The 17219-nt window shown below is 71.1% G+C and carries 19 protein-coding genes; 12 read left to right on the top strand and 7 right to left on the bottom strand.

Annotation, left to right across the window (positions count from 1 at the left end):
• Nucleotides 1-17 precede the first annotated feature (17 nt).
• Nucleotides 18-1061 carry a zinc-dependent alcohol dehydrogenase family protein gene (locus tag ACXNSR_RS09890; RefSeq protein ID WP_458641723.1) on the top strand — a complete coding sequence of 348 codons (1044 nt, stop codon included), beginning with the start codon at nt 18-20 and terminating at the stop codon, nt 1059-1061.
• A gap of 75 nt (nt 1062-1136) precedes the next feature.
• Here the strand turns inward: ACXNSR_RS09890 and ACXNSR_RS09885 are convergent, their stop codons facing one another.
• A complete protein-coding gene (locus ACXNSR_RS09885; protein ID WP_458641722.1) occupies nt 1137-2693 on the bottom strand; it encodes a S8 family serine peptidase in 1557 nt (518 codons plus the stop codon).
• Between the two features lie 258 nt (nt 2694-2951).
• Between ACXNSR_RS09885 and ACXNSR_RS09880 the strand changes: the two genes are divergently transcribed.
• From ACXNSR_RS09880 to moaA, 3 genes are all read left to right on the top strand, one after another.
• Nucleotides 2952-3317 carry a DUF485 domain-containing protein gene (locus ACXNSR_RS09880; protein WP_458641721.1) on the top strand — a complete coding sequence of 122 codons (366 nt, stop codon included), beginning with the start codon at nt 2952-2954 and terminating at the stop codon, nt 3315-3317.
• Nucleotides 3314-4942, top strand: coding sequence for a solute symporter family protein (locus ACXNSR_RS09875; protein WP_458641720.1), 1629 nt, complete (start codon nt 3314-3316; stop codon nt 4940-4942). The genes ACXNSR_RS09880 and ACXNSR_RS09875 overlap by 4 nt, the downstream gene beginning before the upstream one ends.
• A gap of 178 nt (nt 4943-5120) precedes the next feature.
• Nucleotides 5121-6110 (top strand): GTP 3',8-cyclase MoaA, encoded by a 990-nt coding sequence (gene moaA, locus ACXNSR_RS09870; RefSeq protein WP_458641719.1) that lies wholly within the window; start codon nt 5121-5123, stop codon nt 6108-6110.
• A gap of 18 nt (nt 6111-6128) precedes the next feature.
• Here moaA and ACXNSR_RS09865 read toward each other — a convergent pair whose 3' ends face one another.
• Nucleotides 6129-6380: a hypothetical protein gene (locus ACXNSR_RS09865; protein WP_458641718.1), complete on the bottom strand. Its 252-nt coding sequence runs from the start codon at nt 6378-6380 to the stop codon at nt 6129-6131.
• A gap of 136 nt (nt 6381-6516) precedes the next feature.
• Nucleotides 6517-6795: a DUF3099 domain-containing protein gene (locus tag ACXNSR_RS09860; protein WP_458643251.1), complete on the bottom strand. Its 279-nt coding sequence runs from the start codon at nt 6793-6795 to the stop codon at nt 6517-6519.
• Nucleotides 6796-7033: 238 nt separating this feature from the next.
• On the opposite strand from ACXNSR_RS09860, the gene ACXNSR_RS09855 reads away from it, so the two are divergent.
• Nucleotides 7034-7309: a GlsB/YeaQ/YmgE family stress response membrane protein gene (locus tag ACXNSR_RS09855; protein WP_329103439.1), complete on the top strand. Its 276-nt coding sequence runs from the start codon at nt 7034-7036 to the stop codon at nt 7307-7309.
• 107 nt (nt 7310-7416) lie between these two features.
• Here ACXNSR_RS09855 and tyrS read toward each other — a convergent pair whose 3' ends face one another.
• The 3 genes from tyrS to ACXNSR_RS09840 form a co-directional block, all read right to left on the bottom strand.
• On the bottom strand, nt 7417-8685 hold the full coding sequence (tyrS, locus tag ACXNSR_RS09850) for a tyrosine--tRNA ligase (RefSeq protein ID WP_458641717.1): 1269 nt from the start codon (nt 8683-8685) through the stop codon (nt 7417-7419).
• A 72-nt stretch (nt 8686-8757) separates the two neighbouring features.
• The gene (locus tag ACXNSR_RS09845; protein ID WP_458641716.1) at nt 8758-10158 is read right to left on the bottom strand and encodes a metallopeptidase TldD-related protein; all 1401 of its coding nucleotides are present in this window, start codon (nt 10156-10158) and stop codon (nt 8758-8760) included.
• Nucleotides 10155-11717: a TldD/PmbA family protein gene (locus ACXNSR_RS09840; protein ID WP_458641715.1), complete on the bottom strand. Its 1563-nt coding sequence runs from the start codon at nt 11715-11717 to the stop codon at nt 10155-10157. Before ACXNSR_RS09840 ends, ACXNSR_RS09845 begins: the two co-directional genes overlap by 4 nt.
• Nucleotides 11718-11862: 145 nt before the next feature.
• On the opposite strand from ACXNSR_RS09840, the gene fabG reads away from it, so the two are divergent.
• The 3 genes from fabG to ACXNSR_RS09825 all read left to right on the top strand — a co-directional run bounded on the left by fabG (nt 11863) and on the right by ACXNSR_RS09825 (nt 13996).
• Nucleotides 11863-12582, top strand: coding sequence for a 3-oxoacyl-[acyl-carrier-protein] reductase (gene fabG, locus ACXNSR_RS09835; RefSeq protein ID WP_458641714.1), 720 nt, complete (start codon nt 11863-11865; stop codon nt 12580-12582).
• Between the two features lie 5 nt (nt 12583-12587).
• Nucleotides 12588-13358, top strand: coding sequence for an enoyl-ACP reductase FabI (gene fabI / locus ACXNSR_RS09830; protein WP_458641713.1), 771 nt, complete (start codon nt 12588-12590; stop codon nt 13356-13358).
• Between the two features lie 236 nt (nt 13359-13594).
• Nucleotides 13595-13996, top strand: a complete 402-nt coding sequence (locus ACXNSR_RS09825) for a hypothetical protein (RefSeq protein WP_458641712.1) — start codon at nt 13595-13597, stop codon at nt 13994-13996.
• On the opposite strand, the gene ACXNSR_RS09820 is transcribed toward ACXNSR_RS09825, so the two are convergent.
• Nucleotides 13977-14681 (bottom strand): FadR/GntR family transcriptional regulator, encoded by a 705-nt coding sequence (locus ACXNSR_RS09820; protein ID WP_458641711.1) that lies wholly within the window; start codon nt 14679-14681, stop codon nt 13977-13979. The two genes, ACXNSR_RS09825 and ACXNSR_RS09820, sit on opposite strands and share 20 nt — an antisense overlap.
• Before the next feature lie 73 nt (nt 14682-14754).
• On the opposite strand from ACXNSR_RS09820, the gene ACXNSR_RS09815 reads away from it, so the two are divergent.
• The 4 genes from ACXNSR_RS09815 (at nt 14755) to ACXNSR_RS09800 (ending at nt 17165) form a co-directional block, all read left to right on the top strand.
• Nucleotides 14755-16047 (top strand): CynX/NimT family MFS transporter, encoded by a 1293-nt coding sequence (locus ACXNSR_RS09815; protein ID WP_458641710.1) that lies wholly within the window; start codon nt 14755-14757, stop codon nt 16045-16047.
• A 5-nt stretch (nt 16048-16052) separates the two neighbouring features.
• On the top strand, nt 16053-16172 hold the full coding sequence (locus ACXNSR_RS09810) for an SGM_5486 family transporter-associated protein (RefSeq protein WP_266598082.1): 120 nt from the start codon (nt 16053-16055) through the stop codon (nt 16170-16172).
• 157 nt (nt 16173-16329) lie between these two features.
• Entirely contained in the window at nt 16330-16563 is a 234-nt protein-coding gene (locus ACXNSR_RS09805; protein WP_458641709.1) for a hypothetical protein, read from the top strand.
• Nucleotides 16564-16643: 80 nt separating this feature from the next.
• Nucleotides 16644-17165, top strand: coding sequence for a SixA phosphatase family protein (locus tag ACXNSR_RS09800; RefSeq protein ID WP_030720119.1), 522 nt, complete (start codon nt 16644-16646; stop codon nt 17163-17165).
• Nucleotides 17166-17219: the final 54 nt, after the last annotated feature.

Genomic DNA, 17219 nt, shown 5'->3' with positions numbered 1-17219 from the left:
CGGAGGACTGCACCACCATGCGCGCCACCGTTATCCACGCCCCGCACGACATACGCGTGGAGGAGGTGCCCGACGCTGTGATCCAGCGACCCGAGGACGCCGTCGTCCGCGTCCTGCGTGCCTGTATCTGCGGCAGCGACCTGTGGGCCTACCGCGGCGAGGCCGCGCGCCAGCCCGGCCAGCGCATCGGCCACGAGTTCCTGGGCATCGTCGAGGAGACCGGCTCCGCCGTGTCCGGCCTGCGGGCGGGCGACCTCGTCGTCGCGCCCTTCATGTGGTCGGACGGCACCTGCGAGTACTGCTCCGAGGGCCTCTTCACCTCCTGCGAGCACGGCGGCTTCTGGGGCTCGGTCGGGCACGACGGGGGCCAGGGCGAGGCCGTCCGCGTCCCGCACGCCGACGGCACCCTGGTGAAGCTGCCCGCCGAGGCCGCCACCGACGACCACCTGCTGACCGGGCTGCTCGCGCTGTCCGACGTCATGGGCACCGGCCACCACGCCGCGCTGGGCGCCGGCGTGCGCGAGGGCTCGACGGTCGCCGTCGTCGGCGACGGCGCGGTCGGCCTGTGCGGCGTCCTCGCCGCCAAGCGCCTGGGCGCCGAGCGGATCATCGCCCTGGGCCGCCACACCGTACGTACGGACATCGCCAAGCTCTTCGGAGCCACCGACGTCGTCGCCGAGCGCGGCGAGGCCGCAGAGGCGGCCGTCCGCGAGCTGCTCGGCGGCCGGGGCGCGCACGCGGTCATCGAGGCGGTCGGCACCGAGCAGTCGATGCGCACCGCCGTGAACATCACCCGCGACGGCGGGGCCATCGGCTACGTCGGCGTCCCGCACGGCAGCGGCACCGGCCTCGACCTGGGCGTCATGTTCGACCGCAACATCACCCTGCGCGGCGGTGTGGCCCCGGTCCGCGCGTACATCCCGGAGCTGCTGGAGGACGTGCTCAGCGGCGCGATCGACCCGGCGCCCGTCTTCGACCGGGCCGTGTCCCTGGACGAGGTCCCGGACGGCTACCGGGCGATGGACGACCGCAGCGCGCTCAAGGTGATGATCAAGCCCTGACCCGCGGAACGAAAGGGCCGGGCGGGGTGATCCCCGCCCGGCCCGCCCGTTCGTCCGTCCGTTCGCCGCGCCGGACTACTTCACGGCCTTGAGCGCGTCGATCACGCCGTAGCCGTAGTAGCCGGTCTGCCCCCACTTGGCCTGGCAGGTGGTGGCATCGATCAGCGCGCCCGTGGCGTCGTATATCTGCGTCGGGCAGGCCGCCTTCGTGGACTGCGCCTTCAGCATCGCCTGGAGCTGCGAGGGCGTGGCCGACGGATGGGCGCTCTTGAGGAGCGCCGCGACGCCCGCGACGTGCGGGGCGGCCATCGAGGTGCCCTGCTTGTAGCCGTAGCCCCCGCCCGGGACCGTCGAGAGCACGCGCCCGTTGGCGTCCGGGGTGTCCGGGACCTGCCACTTGTCGCCACCGGGGGCGGCGACGTCCACGACCCCGAGGCCGTAGCTGGAGTAGTACGAGCGCAGGCCCTTGTCGCCGGTCGCGGAGACGGTGACCACACCCGGCAGCTGCGTGGGCAGGTCCAGGCAGACCTTCGGGTCGATGGTGCGCGGCACCGGGGTGGTGTCGTTCGGGCTGGTCGTGTCCTCCAGGGAGGGCGAGGCCAGGTCCTGGTTGGAGTTGCCGGCCGAGGCGATGTGGAGCGTGCCCTTGCGCTCGGCGTACTTGGTGGCCCGCGCGATGGCCTCCACCAGCGCCTTCTGGTCGTCGTCGGACTTGCAGTTGAAGAGCCACGGGTCGACGTAGTAGCTGTTGTTGGTCACCTCGATCCCCTTCTCGGCGGCGAACATGAAGCCGCAGACGACCGCCTCGGTGTAGAAGAGGCTGGTCCCGGGCTCGCTCACCTTGATCGCGGCTATCTTCACGCCCGGCGCGACACCGCTGACGCCGATGCCGTTGCGCGCCGCCCCGATGGTGCCGGCCACGTGCGTGCCGTGGTCGCTGCCGTCGGGGTACGGACGCCAGGCGCCCTCGGTGGTGTCGGCGACGCCGCCCACGCAGTTGGCCGACTGGCCCTTGGAGAAGTTGGGGGCGAGGTCGGGGTGGGTGTCGTCGACACCCGTGTCGATGATGCCCACCGTGACGTTCCGGCTGCCATCGTTGATCTTGTGAGCCTTGTCGGCCTTGATCGTCCGCAGGTCCCACTGGTTGGGCTCCAGCGGCTCCTGACCCTCCTGGGCCGCTGCCGCCGCCTTGGCGGCGTCCGCCGCGCTCAGCTGCTGGGTCGCCCCCTCGTCGGTGGTCCGCGCCGCCGACATCGGGGCCGTCCGGGTGGCGCCGACCGACACGAACAGACCGCGCTGGGCGCGCAGCTGCTTGGCGAAGTCCGGGTTCTGGGAGTGTGCGACCACGACCCCGATCTGCTCGTAGGCCGTCACCACCGTTCCGCCGGCCCGCTCGATCGCCTTCTTCGCCGCCTTCACCGTGGCGTACGCGTTCAGGTTGGCCACGTACGACAGCTTGGGGCCGGAGGCGTCGGCCTTCGAGACCGTCGCCGTGTCGGCCGCAGCGCCCAGCGGGGCGGCCGAGGCCGAGATCGCGGGCAGGAAGGCGAGCGAGGCGGTGAGCGCCAGGCCGACGGGTACGGCGAGAGCACGGCTGCGCTTCTTGGGCGCACGCGACCCCAGCTGATCCATGGGTTCTCCAGGTCATCCTCGAAAAAGCCGCCCGGACGCGGTCGCGTCGGGCGGGTTCATGACAAGTGAACCTAGCGTCGCCGTTCCCCTGTGCGCCATCAGTTCGAGAAATCAGTTCCCCAAGAATCAATCGGTGTTGAACCGTCCCGACGCGCCGTCCGTGCCGTTGACAAGGGGGGATCGGCACCACCGTCCCCCCACACGGAGGTTGTTTTGTCCGTCGTCCCCACCGCACCCGCGTCACAAGGAGATCCCCCCGTGACCACCGAAGCAGCGCCGCCGCCGGGCAGCGCGGGAACGCCACCGGCGGCCCCCACGGCAGACGACTACACGAGCGTCCAGCAGAGCGCCGAGTTCACCGAACTGCGCGGCTCCTACCGCTCCTTCGCCTTCCCGCTCACCGTGGCGTTCATCGCCTGGTACCTGCTCTACGTCCTGCTGTCCAACTACGCGGGCGGCTTCATGGGGACCAAGCTCTTCGGCAACATCAACGTCGCCCTCGTGCTCGGCCTCGCCCAGTTCGCGACGACCTTCCTGATCGCCTGGCTCTACGCGCGGCACGCGGCCGCGAAGCTCGACCCCAAGGCCGAGGCCATCAAGGCGCGGATGGAGGCCGCCGAATGAGCGGGGCGCACCGCCTGACGACGCTCGCCGCCGGAGCCTCCGAACACCGCCCGCTGATCATCACCCTGTTCGGGCTGTTCGTCGTCGCCACCCTGATCATCACCGTCTGGGCCGGCCGCCAGACCAAGGACGCATCCGACTTCTACGCGGGCGGCCGCCAGTTCACCGGCTTCCAGAACGGCCTCGCCATCTCCGGCGACTACATGTCCGCCGCGTCCTTCCTCGGCATCGCCGGAGCCATCGCCCTCTTCGGCTACGACGGCTTCCTCTACTCGATCGGCTTCCTCGTCGCCTGGCTGGTCGCCCTGCTGCTCGTCGCCGAGCCGCTGCGCAACTCCGGCCGCTACACGATGGGCGACGTCCTCGCGTACCGGATGCGCCAGCGGCCCGTACGCACCGCCGCCGGCACCTCCACCATCGTGGTCTCGATCTTCTACCTGCTCGCCCAGATGGCCGGGGCCGGCGTGCTCGTCTCGCTGCTCCTGGGCATCACCAGTGACGGCGGCAAGGTGGCCGTCGTCGCGCTGGTCGGCGTACTGATGATCGTCTACGTGACCATCGGCGGTATGAAGGGCACCACCTGGGTCCAGATGATCAAGGCGGTGCTGCTGATCGCGGGCGCCCTGCTGATCACCCTCCTGGTGCTGGTGAAGTTCGACTTCAACATCTCCGACCTGCTGGGCAAGGCGGCCGAGAACAGCGGCCAGGGGGTGAAGTTCCTCGAACCCGGCCTCAAGTACGGCAAGGACCCGACCTCGAAGCTGGACTTCCTCTCGCTCGGCCTCGCCCTCGTCCTCGGCACCGCCGGTCTGCCGCACATCCTGATCCGCTTCTACACGGTGCCCACCGCGCAGGCCGCCCGAAAGTCGGTCCTCTGGGCCATCGGCATCATCGGCGGTTTCTACCTGATGACGATCGCCCTCGGCTTCGGCGCCGCGGCGCTGCTCGACCGCGACGAGATCATCAAGTCCAACAAGGCCGGCAACACCGCGGCTCCGCTGCTCGCCCAGGCCGTCGGCGGAGGCCCCGACTCCACCGGCGGCGCCATCCTGCTCGCCGTGATCTCCGCGGTCGCCTTCGCCACCATCCTGGCCGTCGTCGCCGGCCTCACCCTCGCCTCCTCCTCGTCCTTCGCGCACGACCTGTACGTGAACGTGATCCGCAAGGGCAAGGCCACCGAGAAGGAGGAGATGCGCGCGGCCCGCTGGTCCACCGTCGTCATCGGAGCCGTCGCCATCGGTCTCGGCGCGCTGGCCCGCGACCTCAACGTGGCCGGCCTGGTCGCGCTGGCCTTCGCGGTCGCCGCCTCGGCGAACCTGCCGACGATCCTCTACAGCCTCTTCTGGAAGCGCTTCACCACCCAGGGCGCACTGTGGTCCATCTACGGCGGGCTGATCGCGGCGGTCGGCCTGGTGCTGTTCTCCCCGGTCGTGTCCGGAAAGCCCACCTCGATGTTCAAGGACGCGGACTTCTTCTGGTTCCCGCTGGAGAACCCGGGGATCATCTCGATCCCCCTCGGCTTCCTGCTGGGCTGGCTGGGAACGGTCCTCTCCAAGGAGGAGGCCGACCCGCAGAAGTTCGCCGAGCTGGAGGTGCGCTCCCTCACCGGAACCGGGGCGCACTGAGATCGTCCGAACACCGGGCGTGGCCGTGTCGTAGATCCCTACGACGCGGCCACGTCACGTCTCGTTCATTTGGGCACCTCTGGATGACACAGGCGTCACGTAGTCTCGAAATAGAACGCGTGAAGTAGATCGAATGCCCGCGCGTACCTCTACTTCCGGACAGGGGAGGGGGCCCACAGTGCTTCTCGATACCTACGGCCGCGTGGCCACTGACCTGCGCGTCTCACTGACCGACCGGTGCAATCTGCGCTGCACCTACTGCATGCCCGAGGAAGGGCTGCAGTGGCTCGGCAAGTCGGACCTGCTCAGCGATGACGAGATCGTCCGGCTGATCCGCATCGCGGTCACGCAGCTGGGGATCACCGAGGTCCGGTTCACCGGCGGCGAACCGCTGCTGCGGCCCGGCCTGGTCGGCATCGTCGAGCGGTGCGCGGCCCTGGAGCCCCGCCCCAAGATGTCCCTGACCACCAACGGCATCGGTCTCAAGCGCACCGCGCAGGCCCTGAAGGCCGCCGGCCTGGACCGGGTGAACGTCTCCCTGGACACCCTGCGGCCCGAGGTCTTCAAGACCCTCACCCGCCGCGACCGGCACAAGGACGTCATCGAGGGCATGGCCGCGGCCCGCGAGGCCGGCCTCACCCCCGTCAAGGTCAATGCCGTGCTCATGCCCGGCCTCAACGACGACGAGGCCCCCGACCTGCTGGCCTGGGCCGTGGAGAACGAGTACGAGCTCCGCTTCATCGAGCAGATGCCGCTCGACGCCCAGCACGGCTGGAAGCGCGACGGCATGATCACCGCGGGGGACATCCTGGAGTCCCTGCGCACCCGCTTCGCGCTCACCGAGGAAGGCGCCGTCGAGCGCGGCTCCGCCCCGGCCGAGCGCTGGCTGGTCGACGGGGGCCCGGCCACCGTCGGCGTCATCGCCTCCGTCACCCGCCCGTTCTGCGGCGCCTGCGACCGGACCCGGCTCACGGCCGACGGCCAGGTGCGCACGTGCCTGTTCGCGACGGAGGAGTCGGATCTGCGCGCGGCCCTGCGCTCGGGCGCCCCGGACGAGGAGATCGCCCGGCTGTGGAAGGTCGCGATGTGGGGCAAGAAGGCCGGGTCCGGTCTCGACGACCCGTCCTTCCTGCAGCCCGACCGCCCGATGTCCGCCATCGGCGGCTGACCCGGGACGCGGGTGCGGTCAGCGGGGGCGTTCCGAGCCCTCCGGCTGCACCCACTCGTCCAGCTTCACGACGTCCTTGAGGAAACCGCGGACCCCCAGGAACTGGGAGAGGTGTTCGCGGTGCTCCTCGCACGCCAGCCAGGTCTTGCGCCGCTCCGGCGTGTGCAGCGTCGGGTTGTTCCACGCCAGGACCCACACGGCCGCGTCGCGGCAGCCCTTGGCGGAGCAGGTGGGGGTCTCGTCGGAGCCGGTGGTGTTGGAGGAAGTCACAGGCCCACATTAGAACGGAATGGCGACGCCGAGCAGCCACGGGGGGAGCTGCCCGGCGTCGGTCCGTCGCTCCGACGGGGGATGCGGAGCGCGTGAGCAGTATGTCACGCAGGACCCGGTGGAGTGCACCGGAACTTCATGATTGATCTGAGCTTTTATTGAGGTTTCCCGCGTCGAGCGCCGGCCGCACCGGGGCCGGGACGAAGTGCGAGGGCAGCGAGGGTGTCGACTCGCGCCCGGCGTTGGCGATGACCACGGCCACGTAGGGGAGCAGGGCTCCGGCGACGAGCGTCACGATGGCCACCGGGCGCTGCACGTTCCACAGCAGCACGGTCGCGATGACCGACAGGGTCCTGATCGTCATCGAGATCACGTACCGGCGCTGGCGGCCCCGCACGTCCTCGGCGAGACCCATCCGCGCGCCCGTGATCCGGAAGACCTCGGCCCCGTTCCGCTTCTGCCGCTTCGTCCGCTCCACGCTCCACCACCCGATCGCCCTCCGGACGCTCCCGGCCCGGTCCCTCCCACGGTACGCCCGCCCCCGGGCCGGGGGGAGAGGGGGGACCCCTTACGGCACTGTCCGAAATGCGCCGTACGCCGGATGGGTCGACACTGGGCGCACGTGCGCACAACGCGCCGGGAGGAGGCTCGACATGGGTTGGTTGTGGGCGATCATCGTCGGTTTCGTGCTGGGGCTGATAGCCAAGGCCATCCTGCCGGGCAAGCAGCACCAGCCACTGTGGCTGACCACCCTCTTCGGCATCGTCGGTGCCGTCATCGGCAACGCGGTGGCCACCTGGATCGGTGTCGGTGAGACCGCGGGCATCGACTGGACCCGGCACCTGCTGCAGATCGCGGGAGCCGTCCTCGTGGTCGCGCTCGGCGAGATGGCGTACGGAGCGATCAAGGGCAAGCGGCAGACGACGTGACGCGGTGCGGGGCATGACGAAGGGGCCGGCCGGACCCAGGAGTACCTGGGGATCCGAAACCGGCCCCTCCGCCGTGCTCACTCGCGCCCTGCGGCACGCCGGGCGCGTCAGGCGCCCGTGACCTCCACCGCGGCCAGGTTCTTCTTGCCCCGGCGCAGCACCAGCCAGCGTCCGTGGAGCAGGTCCTCCTTGGCCGGGACCGCGTCCTCGGCGGTGACCTTCGCGTTGTTCACGTAGGCGCCGCCCTCCTTCACGGTCCGGCGGCCGGCCGACTTGCTCGCGACCAGGCCGGTCTCCGCGAGCAGGTCCACCACGAGGCCGGGCTCCGCCACCCGGACGTGCGGCAGCTCGGACAGGGCCGCGGCCAGCGTGGCCTCGTCCAGCTCCGCCAGGTCGCCCTGACCGAACAGGGCCTTCGACGCGGCGATCACGGCGGCGCACTGGTCGGCGCCGTGCACGAGCGCGGTCAGCTCCTCGGCCAGCGCCCGCTGGGCGGCGCGCGCCTGCGGCCGCTCGGCGGTCTGCGCCTCCAGCTCCTCCAGCTCCTCACGGGACTTGAAGGACAGGATCCGCATGTAGGTGGAGATGTCCCGGTCGTCCACGTTCAGCCAGAACTGGTAGAACGCGTACGGCGTGGTCATCTCCGGGTCGAGCCACACGGCGCCGCTCTCGGACTTGCCGAACTTGGTGCCGTCCGCCTTGACCATCAGCGGCGTCGCCAGCGCGTGCACGACCGCGCCCGGCTCGACCCGGTGGATCAGGTCGAGCCCGGCCGTCAGGTTGCCCCACTGGTCGGAGCCGCCCTGCTGGAGCACGCAGCCGTAGCGCCGGTACAGCTCCAGGAAGTCCATGCCCTGGAGCAGCTGGTAGCTGAACTCGGTGTAGCTGATGCCCTGGTCGGAGTCGAGCCGCTTGGCGACCGAGTCCTTCGTCAGCATCTTGTTGACGCGGAAGTGCTTGCCGATGTCCCGCAGGAACTCGATGGCGGACATGCCCGCCGTCCAGTCCAGGTTGTTCACCATGAGCGCCGCGTTCTCGCCCTCGAAGGACAGGAACGGTTCGATCTGGGTGCGCAGCCGGGTCACCCAGTTCGCGACGGTCTCCGGGTCGTTCAGGGTCCGCTCGGCCGTCGGTCGCGGGTCGCCGATCTGCCCCGTGGCCCCGCCGACCAGCGCCAGCGGCCGGTTACCGGCCTGCTGGAGCCGGCGCACGGTGAGCACCTGGACCAGGTGCCCGACGTGCAGCGAGGCCGCGGTCGGGTCGAAACCGCAATAGAAGGTGACCGGACCGTCCGCGAAGGCCTTGCGCAGCGCTTCTTCGTCGGTGGACTGGGCGAAGAGCCCGCGCCACTTCAGTTCGTCGACGATGTCAGTCACGGTCGTGACTCTCCTTGAGAGATGGAGTGAGTAGGGGCGTGGATGAGGGGTCTACCCGCACATCCTAGGTGGTCAGACGCCCTTGCTCACCGAGCTCATGTTGAAGTCCGGGATACGCAGGGCCGGCATCGCGGCACGCGTGAACCAGTCGCTCCACTCGCGCGGCAGGGTCTTCTCGGTCCGGCCGGCCTCCGAGGCCCGCGACAGCAGGTCCACGGGGGACTCGTTGAACCGGAAGTTGTTGACCTCGCCGACCACCTGCCCGTTCTCCACCAGGTAGACGCCGTCCCGGGTCAGGCCCGTGAGCAGCAGCGTCGCCGGGTCCACCTCGCGGATGTACCAGAGGCAGGTCAGCAGCAGCCCCCGCTCGGTGGCCGCGACCATCTCCTCCAGCGACTTCTCGCCGCCCGCGTCCAGGATCAGGTTCCCGAAGCCGGGGGAGAGCTCCATTCCGGTCAGGCCCGCCGTGTGCCGGGTCGTGCTCAGCCGGTTCAGGTGACCGTCCGAGATCCACTCGGTCGCCGGGACCGGCAGGCCGTTGTCGAACACCGAGGCGTCGTCGCCGGAGCTGTGCGCGATCACGAACGGCGCGGACTCCAGGCCCGGCGCGTTCGGGTCGCTGCGCAGGGAGAGCGGCAGTCCGGACAGCTTCTCGCCCAGCCGGGTGCCGCCGCCGGGCTTGGAGAAGACCGTACGGCCTTCCACCGCGTCCCGGGCCGCCGCCGACCACATCTGGTAGATCAGCAGGTCGGCCACGGCGGTCGGCGGCAGCAGGGTCTCGTACCGGCCCGCGGGCAGGTCGATCTTCCGCTCCGCCCAGCCGAGGCGCACGGCGAGCTCCGCGTCCAGCACGGTCGGGTCCACGTCCTTGAAGTCCCGGGTGGAGCGGCCCGCCCAGGCGGAGCGCTGCCGGTCGGGGGACTTCGCGTTCAGCTCCAGGGTGCCGTTCGGCTGGTCGTGGCGCAGCCGCAGGCCCGTCGAGGTGCCGACGTACGTGGACACCAGCTCGTGGTTGGCGAAGCCGTACAGCTCCCGGCCGCCCTCGCGGGCCCGGGCGAAGGCCTCGCCGAGGGCCGGCGCGAAGTCCGCGAAGACGGCGGAGGTGGTCTCGGCCGGGGCGTCGGTGAAGTCCGGCGACACCGGGGTCCCGGTGACCAGTGGCTGGGCGTCCTCGGCCGGGCCCGCCCCGCGGGCGGCCGCCTCGGCGGCCCGGACCAGCGGCTCCAGGTCGTCCGCGGTCACGGCGGAGCGCGAGACGACCCCCGAGGCCGTGCCCTCCTTGCCGTCGACCGTGGCGATGACCGTCAGGGTCCGGCCGCGGGTCACGCCGTTCGTCGTCAGGGCGTTGCCCGCCCAGCGCAGATTGGCGCTCGATCCCTCGTCGGCGATGACGACGCAGCCGTCGGCGGTGGACAGCTCCAGGGCCCGCTCGACGATCTCGTGGGGCTTGGTGATGCGAATCGACGAGCTCATCGCCCGGCCTCCTGCGTGGTGTTCAGGATGTTCACGTCGCGGAACAGCGCGGACGGGCAGCCGTGCGAGACCGCCGCCACCTGGCCCGGCTGGGCCTTGCCGCAGTTGAAGGCACCGCCCAGGACGTAGGTCTGCGGACCGCCGACCTTCTCCATCGAGCCCCAGAAGTCGGTGGTGGTGGCCTGGTACGCGACGTCGCGCAGCTGCCCGGCCAGCCTGCCGTTCTCGATCCGGAAGAACCGCTGCCCGGTGAACTGGAAGTTGTAGCGCTGCATGTCGATCGACCAGGAGCGGTCGCCGACCACGTAGATCCCGCGCTCCACCCCGCCGATCAGGTCCTCCGTCGAGAGCCCGCCCGGATCCGGCTGGAGGGAGACGTTCGCCATCCGCTGGACCGGCACGTGCCCGGGGGAGTCGGCGAAGGCGCAGCCGTTGGAGCGCCCGAGGCCGGTCAGCTTCGCGATCCGCCGGTCCAGCTGGTAGCCGACCAGGGTGCCGTCCTTGACCAGGTCCCAGCTCTGCGCCTGGACGCCCTCGTCGTCGAAGCCGACGGTGGCCAGCCCGTGCTCGGCCGTGCGGTCACCCGTCACGTTCATGATCGGGGAGCCGTACCGGAGCTTGCCCAGCTGGTCGAAGGTGGCGAAGGAGGTCCCCGCGTACGCCGCCTCGTAGCCCAGCGCCCGGTCCAGCTCGGTGGCGTGGCCGATGGACTCGTGGATGGTGAGCCACAGGTTGGACGGGTCCACCACCAGGTCGTAGCGGCCGGCCTCGACGCTCGGCGCCCGCATCTTCTCGGCGAGCAGGCCGGGGATCTCCTCCAGCTCGGAGTTCCAGTCCCAGCCGGTGCCGGTCAGGTACTCCCAGCCGCGCCCCGCCGGCGGGGCGATGGTGCGCATCGAGTCGAACTCGCCGGTCGAGCCGTTCACGGCGACCGCGGTGAGCTGCGGGTGGATCCGGACCCGCTGCTGCGTGGTCGAGGTGCCCGCGGTGTCGGCGTAGAACTTGTTCTCGTGGACGGCGAGCAGCGAGGCGTCCACGTGGGCCACCCCGTCGGCCGCCAGCAGGCGCGAGCTCCAGTCGGCGAGCAGCGCCGCCTTTTCGGCGTCCGGCACCTCGAAGGGGTTGACGTCGTACGCGGAGATCCACGTCCGGTCGGCGTGCACCGGCTCGTCGGCGAGCTCCACCCGTTCGTCCGAACCGGCGGCCTTGATCACCTGGGCGGACAGCTTGGCCATGGCCACGGCCTGCGAGGCCACCTTGGCGGCGGCGTCCATGGTCAGGTCCACACCGGAGGCGAATCCCCAGCTGCCCCCGTGCACGACCCGGACCGCGTACCCGAGATCGGTGGTGTCGGACCCACCGGACGGCTTGGCGTCCCGCAGGCGCCAGGAGGCGCTGCGGATCCGCTCCAGCCGGAAGTCGGCATGCTCGGCGCCCAGCGCGCGGGCCCGGGCGAGCGCCGCGTCGGCGAGCGCCCGCAGGGGCAGCGCGGTGAAGGCCGCGTCGATGGAATGGGGCACGGAAGTCCTCCCGTGGTCGGGGCCGGTCGCCCCGATCATGTCGCGATCGGGGCCCTTGTGCCTACATCTTTCTGTAGGGATTCGACAGAGCCGGTCGCAAGGCCCTGTCGGGGGTCGATTCTCCGTACGAGCGACGCGACCTATAGGTTTTTGGTATTCAGACCGCTAGCGAAAGGGTGATCCGTTGAGCCGCTCGGTTCTCGTCACCGGAGGAAACCGGGGCATCGGCCTCGCCATCGCCCAAGCCTTCGCGGAGGCCGGCGACAAGGTCGCGATCACGTACCGGTCGGGTGAGCCGCCGGAGGCGCTCACTTCGCTCGGTGTCCTGGCGGTGCGGTGCGACATCACCGACTCCGAGCAGGTGGAGCAGGCCTACAAGGAGATCGAGGGCGCGCACGGCGCGGTCGAGGTCCTCGTGGCCAACGCCGGCATCACCAAGGACACGCTGCTGATGCGCATGTCCGAGGAGGACTTCACGTCGGTCCTCGACACCAACCTCACGGGCACGTTCCGGGTGGTCAAGCGCGCGAACCGGGGCATGCTCCGGGCCAAGAAGGGCCGCGTCGTCCTGATCTCCTCGGTCGTCGGGCTCCTGGGCTCGGCCGGCCAGGCCAACTACGCTGCCTCCAAGGCCGCGCTGGTGGGCTTCGCCCGCTCCCTCGCCCGCGAGCTGGGTTCCCGCAACATCACCTTCAACGTCGTCGCCCCCGGTTTCGTGGACACCGACATGACGAAGGTGCTCACCGACGAGCAGCGCGCGGGCATCGTGGGCCAGGTGCCGCTCGGCCGTTACGCGCAGCCCGAGGAGATCGCGGCAGCCGTCCGCTTCCTGGCGTCCGACGACGCCGCGTACATCACCGGAGCCGTCATTCCCGTTGACGGCGGATTGGGCATGGGTCACTGATCACCATGAGCGGAATTCTCGAGGGCAAGCGCATCCTCATCACGGGTGTGCTGATGGAGTCGTCCATCGCCTTCCACACGGCCCGGCTGGCCCAGGAGCAGGGCGCCGAGGTCATCCTCACGGCGTGGCCGCGTCCTTCGCTGACCGAGCGCATCGCGAAGAAGCTGCCGAAGCCGGTCAAGGTGATCGAGCTCGACGTCACCAACGACGAGCACCTGGCCCGACTGGAGGGCCTCGTCCGTGACGAGCTCGGCGGCCTCGACGGCGTCGTCCACTCCATCGGCTTCGCCCCGCAGGACGCCCTCGGCGGCAACTTCCTGAACACCCCGTTCGAGTCGGTGGCCACCGCCATGCACGTCTCGGCGTTCTCGCTGAAGTCGCTGACCATGGCCTGCAAGCCGCTGTTCCCGGCGGAGGGCGCGGCCGTCGTCGGCCTCACCTTCGACGCGCAGTTCGCCTGGCCGCAGTACGACTGGATGGGCCCGGCCAAGGCTGCCCTGGAGGCCACCAGCCGTTACCTCGCCCGCGACCTGGGCAAGGAGAACATCCGCTGCAACCTGGTCTCGGCCGGTCCGCTCGGCTCGATGGCCGCGAAGTCCATCCCGGGCTTCTCGGACCTCGCGGACACCTGGAACCACCGCTCCATGCTTTCGTGGGACATGAGCGACCCGGAGCCCACCGGCCGCGGCGTCGTCGCCCTGCTGTCGGACTGGTTCCCGAAGACCACCGGCGAGATCGTCCACGTGGACGGCGGCCTGCACGCGATGGGTGCCTGATCCCCGATCGGATCCCCTGCGTCCGTACGGCGGCGGCCGCGCTTCCCTTCCGGGAGGTGCGGCCGCCGCCGTTTCCGTGTTCCGGGGCGGCGCGCTCGATCGCATGTTCACCGGCCGACCGGATCTTCCCGACTCGAAAACCGGGACAGATGCCTGCAAACTGACCTGGCCGGGATCTTCTCGGCTCCTGCGGGGAGGAGGTAGGAGTGCGCGCGAGGCCGAGCCGAGTCGTATCAGTGCTGGTCACGACCGTGATCCTGACCGGACTCCTGGTCCCCGGAGCCGCCTCGCAGCCCGTGGGGGAAGAGCCCGCACCCGGCCCCGAGGCGGTGGCCCCTGCCGCGGTGGAGCTCGCCGACATCCCCGCCGAACCTCCGGCGCAGCCCGCACGGCCCGCCGGGGGCGAGCTCTTCGGGGCCGACTGCGACACCGTGATCCACGGCTCGCAGGTGTCGGCGCACTGCCACAACTCCTACCCGCAGACCGACCTCGTACAGCTGCACGTCGAGTGCGACCGCTGGTGGGACGTGGACGGCGACGGCGTCGCCGTGCCGCTCGGCCCGGCCGGCCGGACCGAGCTGGTCGGCCGCTGCTGGAAAGAGGTCCGCTCGGCCTGGGTCAGCCACCGGCGCCCGTGAGCGGGGCCTCCTGCGCGTTCCTGCCGAGGCAGGCGAAGGGGTAGCCCGCGGCCTCCGAGGCCGCCGCGTCCCCGTCGCCCCGCCGGATCGCCTCGATCAGCCGGGCGTGGTCCAGATGGGCGGAAGGGTGCAGCTCGGTCCCCACGTCCGCCCGCAGCCAGTCGGCCACCAGGTCGCCGAGGTCCGCGTACAGCTCGATCAGCACGTCGTTGTGCGAGGCGGTCACCACCGCCATGTGCAGACTCACGTCCGCCGCCACGAAGACCTCCGCGTCCCCGCCCGCCCAGGCCTCCTCGCGGCGCGCCAGCAGGGCGTCCAGCTGTACGAGGTCCCGGTCGGTCCGCCGCTCCGCCGCCAGCCGGGCCGCCGAGGACTCCAGCGTCGAACGCAGCTCGGCGATGTGCCGCGGCTCGGCCCCGGCGAAGCGGCGGTGCATCACGCCGGCCAGCTCGCTGGTGGCGATGACGTACGTCCCCGACCCCTGCCGGATGTCGAGGAGCCCGTTGTGCGCCAGCGCCCGTACCGCCTCGCGCACCGTGTTGCGGGCGACGCCGAGCAGCTCGACGAGCTCCGGCTCGGTCGGGATGCGGGCCCCGACCGGCCACTCGCCGGAGGTGATCTGGTTCCGCAGCTGGGCGATCACCTGATCGACGAGCGCGGAGCGCCGGGGCGAGGTCAGCGGCATGGGTTCCTCTCGGGGGCGAATTCAAGAGCGAGCGATTGGACAACCAATCATCCCATGATTCTATGATGGTTGAATGCCCGACGAAGAAATCCGGACCATGAACCGCCCGCCGGTCGTGCGCACCGCCCCTGACCAGCACCTTCCCGCTCCCGACCAGGCCGCCCCGACCTGGCTCGGCCCGGTGCTCATCGTCGGAATCGTGCTGGCCGCCCTCAACCTGCGGCCCGCCATCACCAGCCTCGGGGCCCTCTTCGAGGAGACCCGGACGGGCCTCGGCATGAGCGGCACCGTCGCCGGACTGATCACCTCCGTCCCCGCCCTCTGCTTCGCCGTCTTCGGCGTCACCGCACCCCGGCTCTCCCGCCGCTTCGGCCCGGCCGCCGTCGTCTGCGCCGGCATGGCCGCGGTCGCCACCGGCCTGCTGATACGCCCCTTCGCGACCGGCGCCGCCGGCTTCCTCGCCGCCAGCGCCCTGTCGCTCGCCGGCATAGCCCTCACCAACGTGCTGCTCCCGGTGATCGTCAAGCGCTACTTCCCGGACCGGGTCGGCACCATGACCGGCCTGTACTCCATGTCCCTGGCCGCCGGCACCTCGCTCGCCGCCGCCGCGACCGTCCCCCTGACCGGCGCCCTCGGCGGCAGCTGGCGCACCGGCCTGCTGATCTGGGCCGTGCTCGCCCTGCTCGCCGTACTGCCCTGGCTGCCCGTCGCCCGCGCCTCCCGGCGCGCCGAGCGGGCCGGTGCCGCCACCGGCCCCGTCGCCTCCGCGGCCGGCCCCCGCGTCGTGCGCAGCCGTACCGCCTGGGCCCTCGCCTGCTACTTCGGCCTCCAGGCCACCGGCGCGTACATCACCATGGGCTGGCTCCCGCAGATCTTCCGCGACGCCGGGGTCTCCGCCTCCACGGCCGGCCTGCTCCTCGCCGTCACCATGGTCATGGGCGTCCCGCTCGCCTTCGTCATACCCGGCCTCGCCGCCCGGATGAAGAACCAGGGCGCCATCGCCGTCACCCTCGGCGTCTTCGGCCTCACCGGCTACCTCGGCCTCTACTTCGCCCCCGCCGCCGGAGCCTGGGCCTGGGCACTCCTGCTCGGCATCTCCAACTGCGCCTTCCCCCTCGTCATCACCCTCATCGGGCTGCGCGCCAAGTCCCCGGCCGGCGTGGTCAGGCTCTCCGCCTTCGCCCAGAGCACCGGCTACCTCATCTCCATCCCCGGCCCCCTCCTCATCGGCACCCTCTACCAGCACAGCGGCGGCTGGGACCTGCCGCTCGCCCTGATGGCCGGACTGCTCGTACCGCAGATCGCGCTGGGCGTCCTCGCCGGACGGGACCGCACGATCGAGGACGAATGCGGCATGGGAGACTGACCGGCATGACGCCCGTACTTGAACCGAACCCGCAGAACGGCCGCAAGAAGCTCGGCCTCGTGCTCGGCGCGTTCCTCGCCGTCACCGTGATCATCTCCGTCATCGCCACGATCGCCTCCCCGTGAGCCCGGCCCTCCGGGGCGCAAGGTAGGGCTGGCCCCACCACCCCCTAGGGGGTCGGCCTCAGGGTGAAGTGGGGTGTGCCCCGGATGGGAACCACCGCCCCGGATCCATAGATTCGTAGGCAGCGAGTCAGTCCGGTCCACACCCACGGAGGCGGCCATGTCGGCCCCCACGCACATCGGCCCCCTTCCGCCGGGCCCCTCCCGTCCCCGTCCCCGCCCCCGCGCCACCGCGCCGAGCACCCGGCTGCACTGGTGGGCACTGGCCCTGCCCGCCCTCGCCTTCGGGCTCCTGCTGCTGCTCCTCGCGGGCTCCGGTGAGGCCCACGCGGCCACCGGGGAGGTCTCGGGCCTCGTCCAGGTCGCCGAGCAGCTCCTGCGCGCCGTCGGCTGACCTCCCGCGCGCCCCTTCCCCCGGGGTGAGCCCCTCAACGCCCTGCGCCCCGTGCCTCGTTTCATGCGAAGCTGGGAGTCATGAGCGCCGACACACCCCGCAGGATCGCCCTCCTCCGGCACGCCAAGGCCGACTGGCCCGAGGTGTCCGACCACGATCGTCCGCTCGCGGAACGAGGCCGCAAGGACGCGCCGGCCGTCGGTCTGAAGCTCGCCGAAACCGGCATCGTCTTCGACCTGGCCCTGTGCTCCACCGCCGCCCGGACCCGCGAGACCTGGAAGCTCGCCGTCCAGGAAATGCCGCACCGGCCGAAGACCCACTACGAGGAGAGGCTCTACGACGCCTCCCTGGGCGAGCTCATCGCCCTGCTCAACGAGACCTCCGACGAGGTCTCCGACCTCCTCGTCATCGGGCACAACCCCGGCATGCACGCCCTCGCCGACGCCCTCTCGGGGCGCGCGGAGGGCGACACCCTCACGCGCATGACCCGTACGGGTTTCCCGACCGCTGCGCTCGCCGTGGTCTCCTTCACCGGATCGTGGAAGTCCGTGGAACACGGCGTGGGCACCCTGCTCGACTACTGGACCCCCAAGGGCCTCTGACCCGCGGTCCCAGGACACCGAACGGCCCCGGCAACCGAAGGGCCCCGGCAGCCG

It is taken from the genome of Streptomyces sp. NC-S4 (genome assembly GCF_054353315.1).
This window is presented reverse-complemented; position numbering and strand designations above follow the sequence as displayed.

Coding starts and splice junctions, on each gene's coding strand:
- ACXNSR_RS09890 (WP_458641723.1), top strand. CDS start 18: ATGCGCGCCACCGTTATCCACGCCCCGCACGACATACGCGTGGAGGAG.
- ACXNSR_RS09885 (WP_458641722.1), bottom strand. CDS start 2,693: ATGGATCAGCTGGGGTCGCGTGCGCCCAAGAAGCGCAGCCGTGCTCTC.
- ACXNSR_RS09875 (WP_458641720.1), top strand. CDS start 3,314: ATGAGCGGGGCGCACCGCCTGACGACGCTCGCCGCCGGAGCCTCCGAA.
- ACXNSR_RS09860 (WP_458643251.1), bottom strand. CDS start 6,795: ATGGGTCTCGCCGAGGACGTGCGGGGCCGCCAGCGCCGGTACGTGATC.
- ACXNSR_RS09855 (WP_329103439.1), top strand. CDS start 7,034: ATGGGTTGGTTGTGGGCGATCATCGTCGGTTTCGTGCTGGGGCTGATA.
- ACXNSR_RS09845 (WP_458641716.1), bottom strand. CDS start 10,158: ATGAGCTCGTCGATTCGCATCACCAAGCCCCACGAGATCGTCGAGCGG.
- ACXNSR_RS09840 (WP_458641715.1), bottom strand. CDS start 11,717: ATGATCGGGGCGACCGGCCCCGACCACGGGAGGACTTCCGTGCCCCAT.
- fabI (WP_458641713.1), top strand. CDS start 12,588: ATGAGCGGAATTCTCGAGGGCAAGCGCATCCTCATCACGGGTGTGCTG.
- ACXNSR_RS09820 (WP_458641711.1), bottom strand. CDS start 14,681: ATGCCGCTGACCTCGCCCCGGCGCTCCGCGCTCGTCGATCAGGTGATC.
- ACXNSR_RS09815 (WP_458641710.1), top strand. CDS start 14,755: ATGCCCGACGAAGAAATCCGGACCATGAACCGCCCGCCGGTCGTGCGC.
- ACXNSR_RS09810 (WP_266598082.1), top strand. CDS start 16,053: ATGACGCCCGTACTTGAACCGAACCCGCAGAACGGCCGCAAGAAGCTC.
- ACXNSR_RS09805 (WP_458641709.1), top strand. CDS start 16,330: ATGTCGGCCCCCACGCACATCGGCCCCCTTCCGCCGGGCCCCTCCCGT.
- ACXNSR_RS09800 (WP_030720119.1), top strand. CDS start 16,644: ATGAGCGCCGACACACCCCGCAGGATCGCCCTCCTCCGGCACGCCAAG.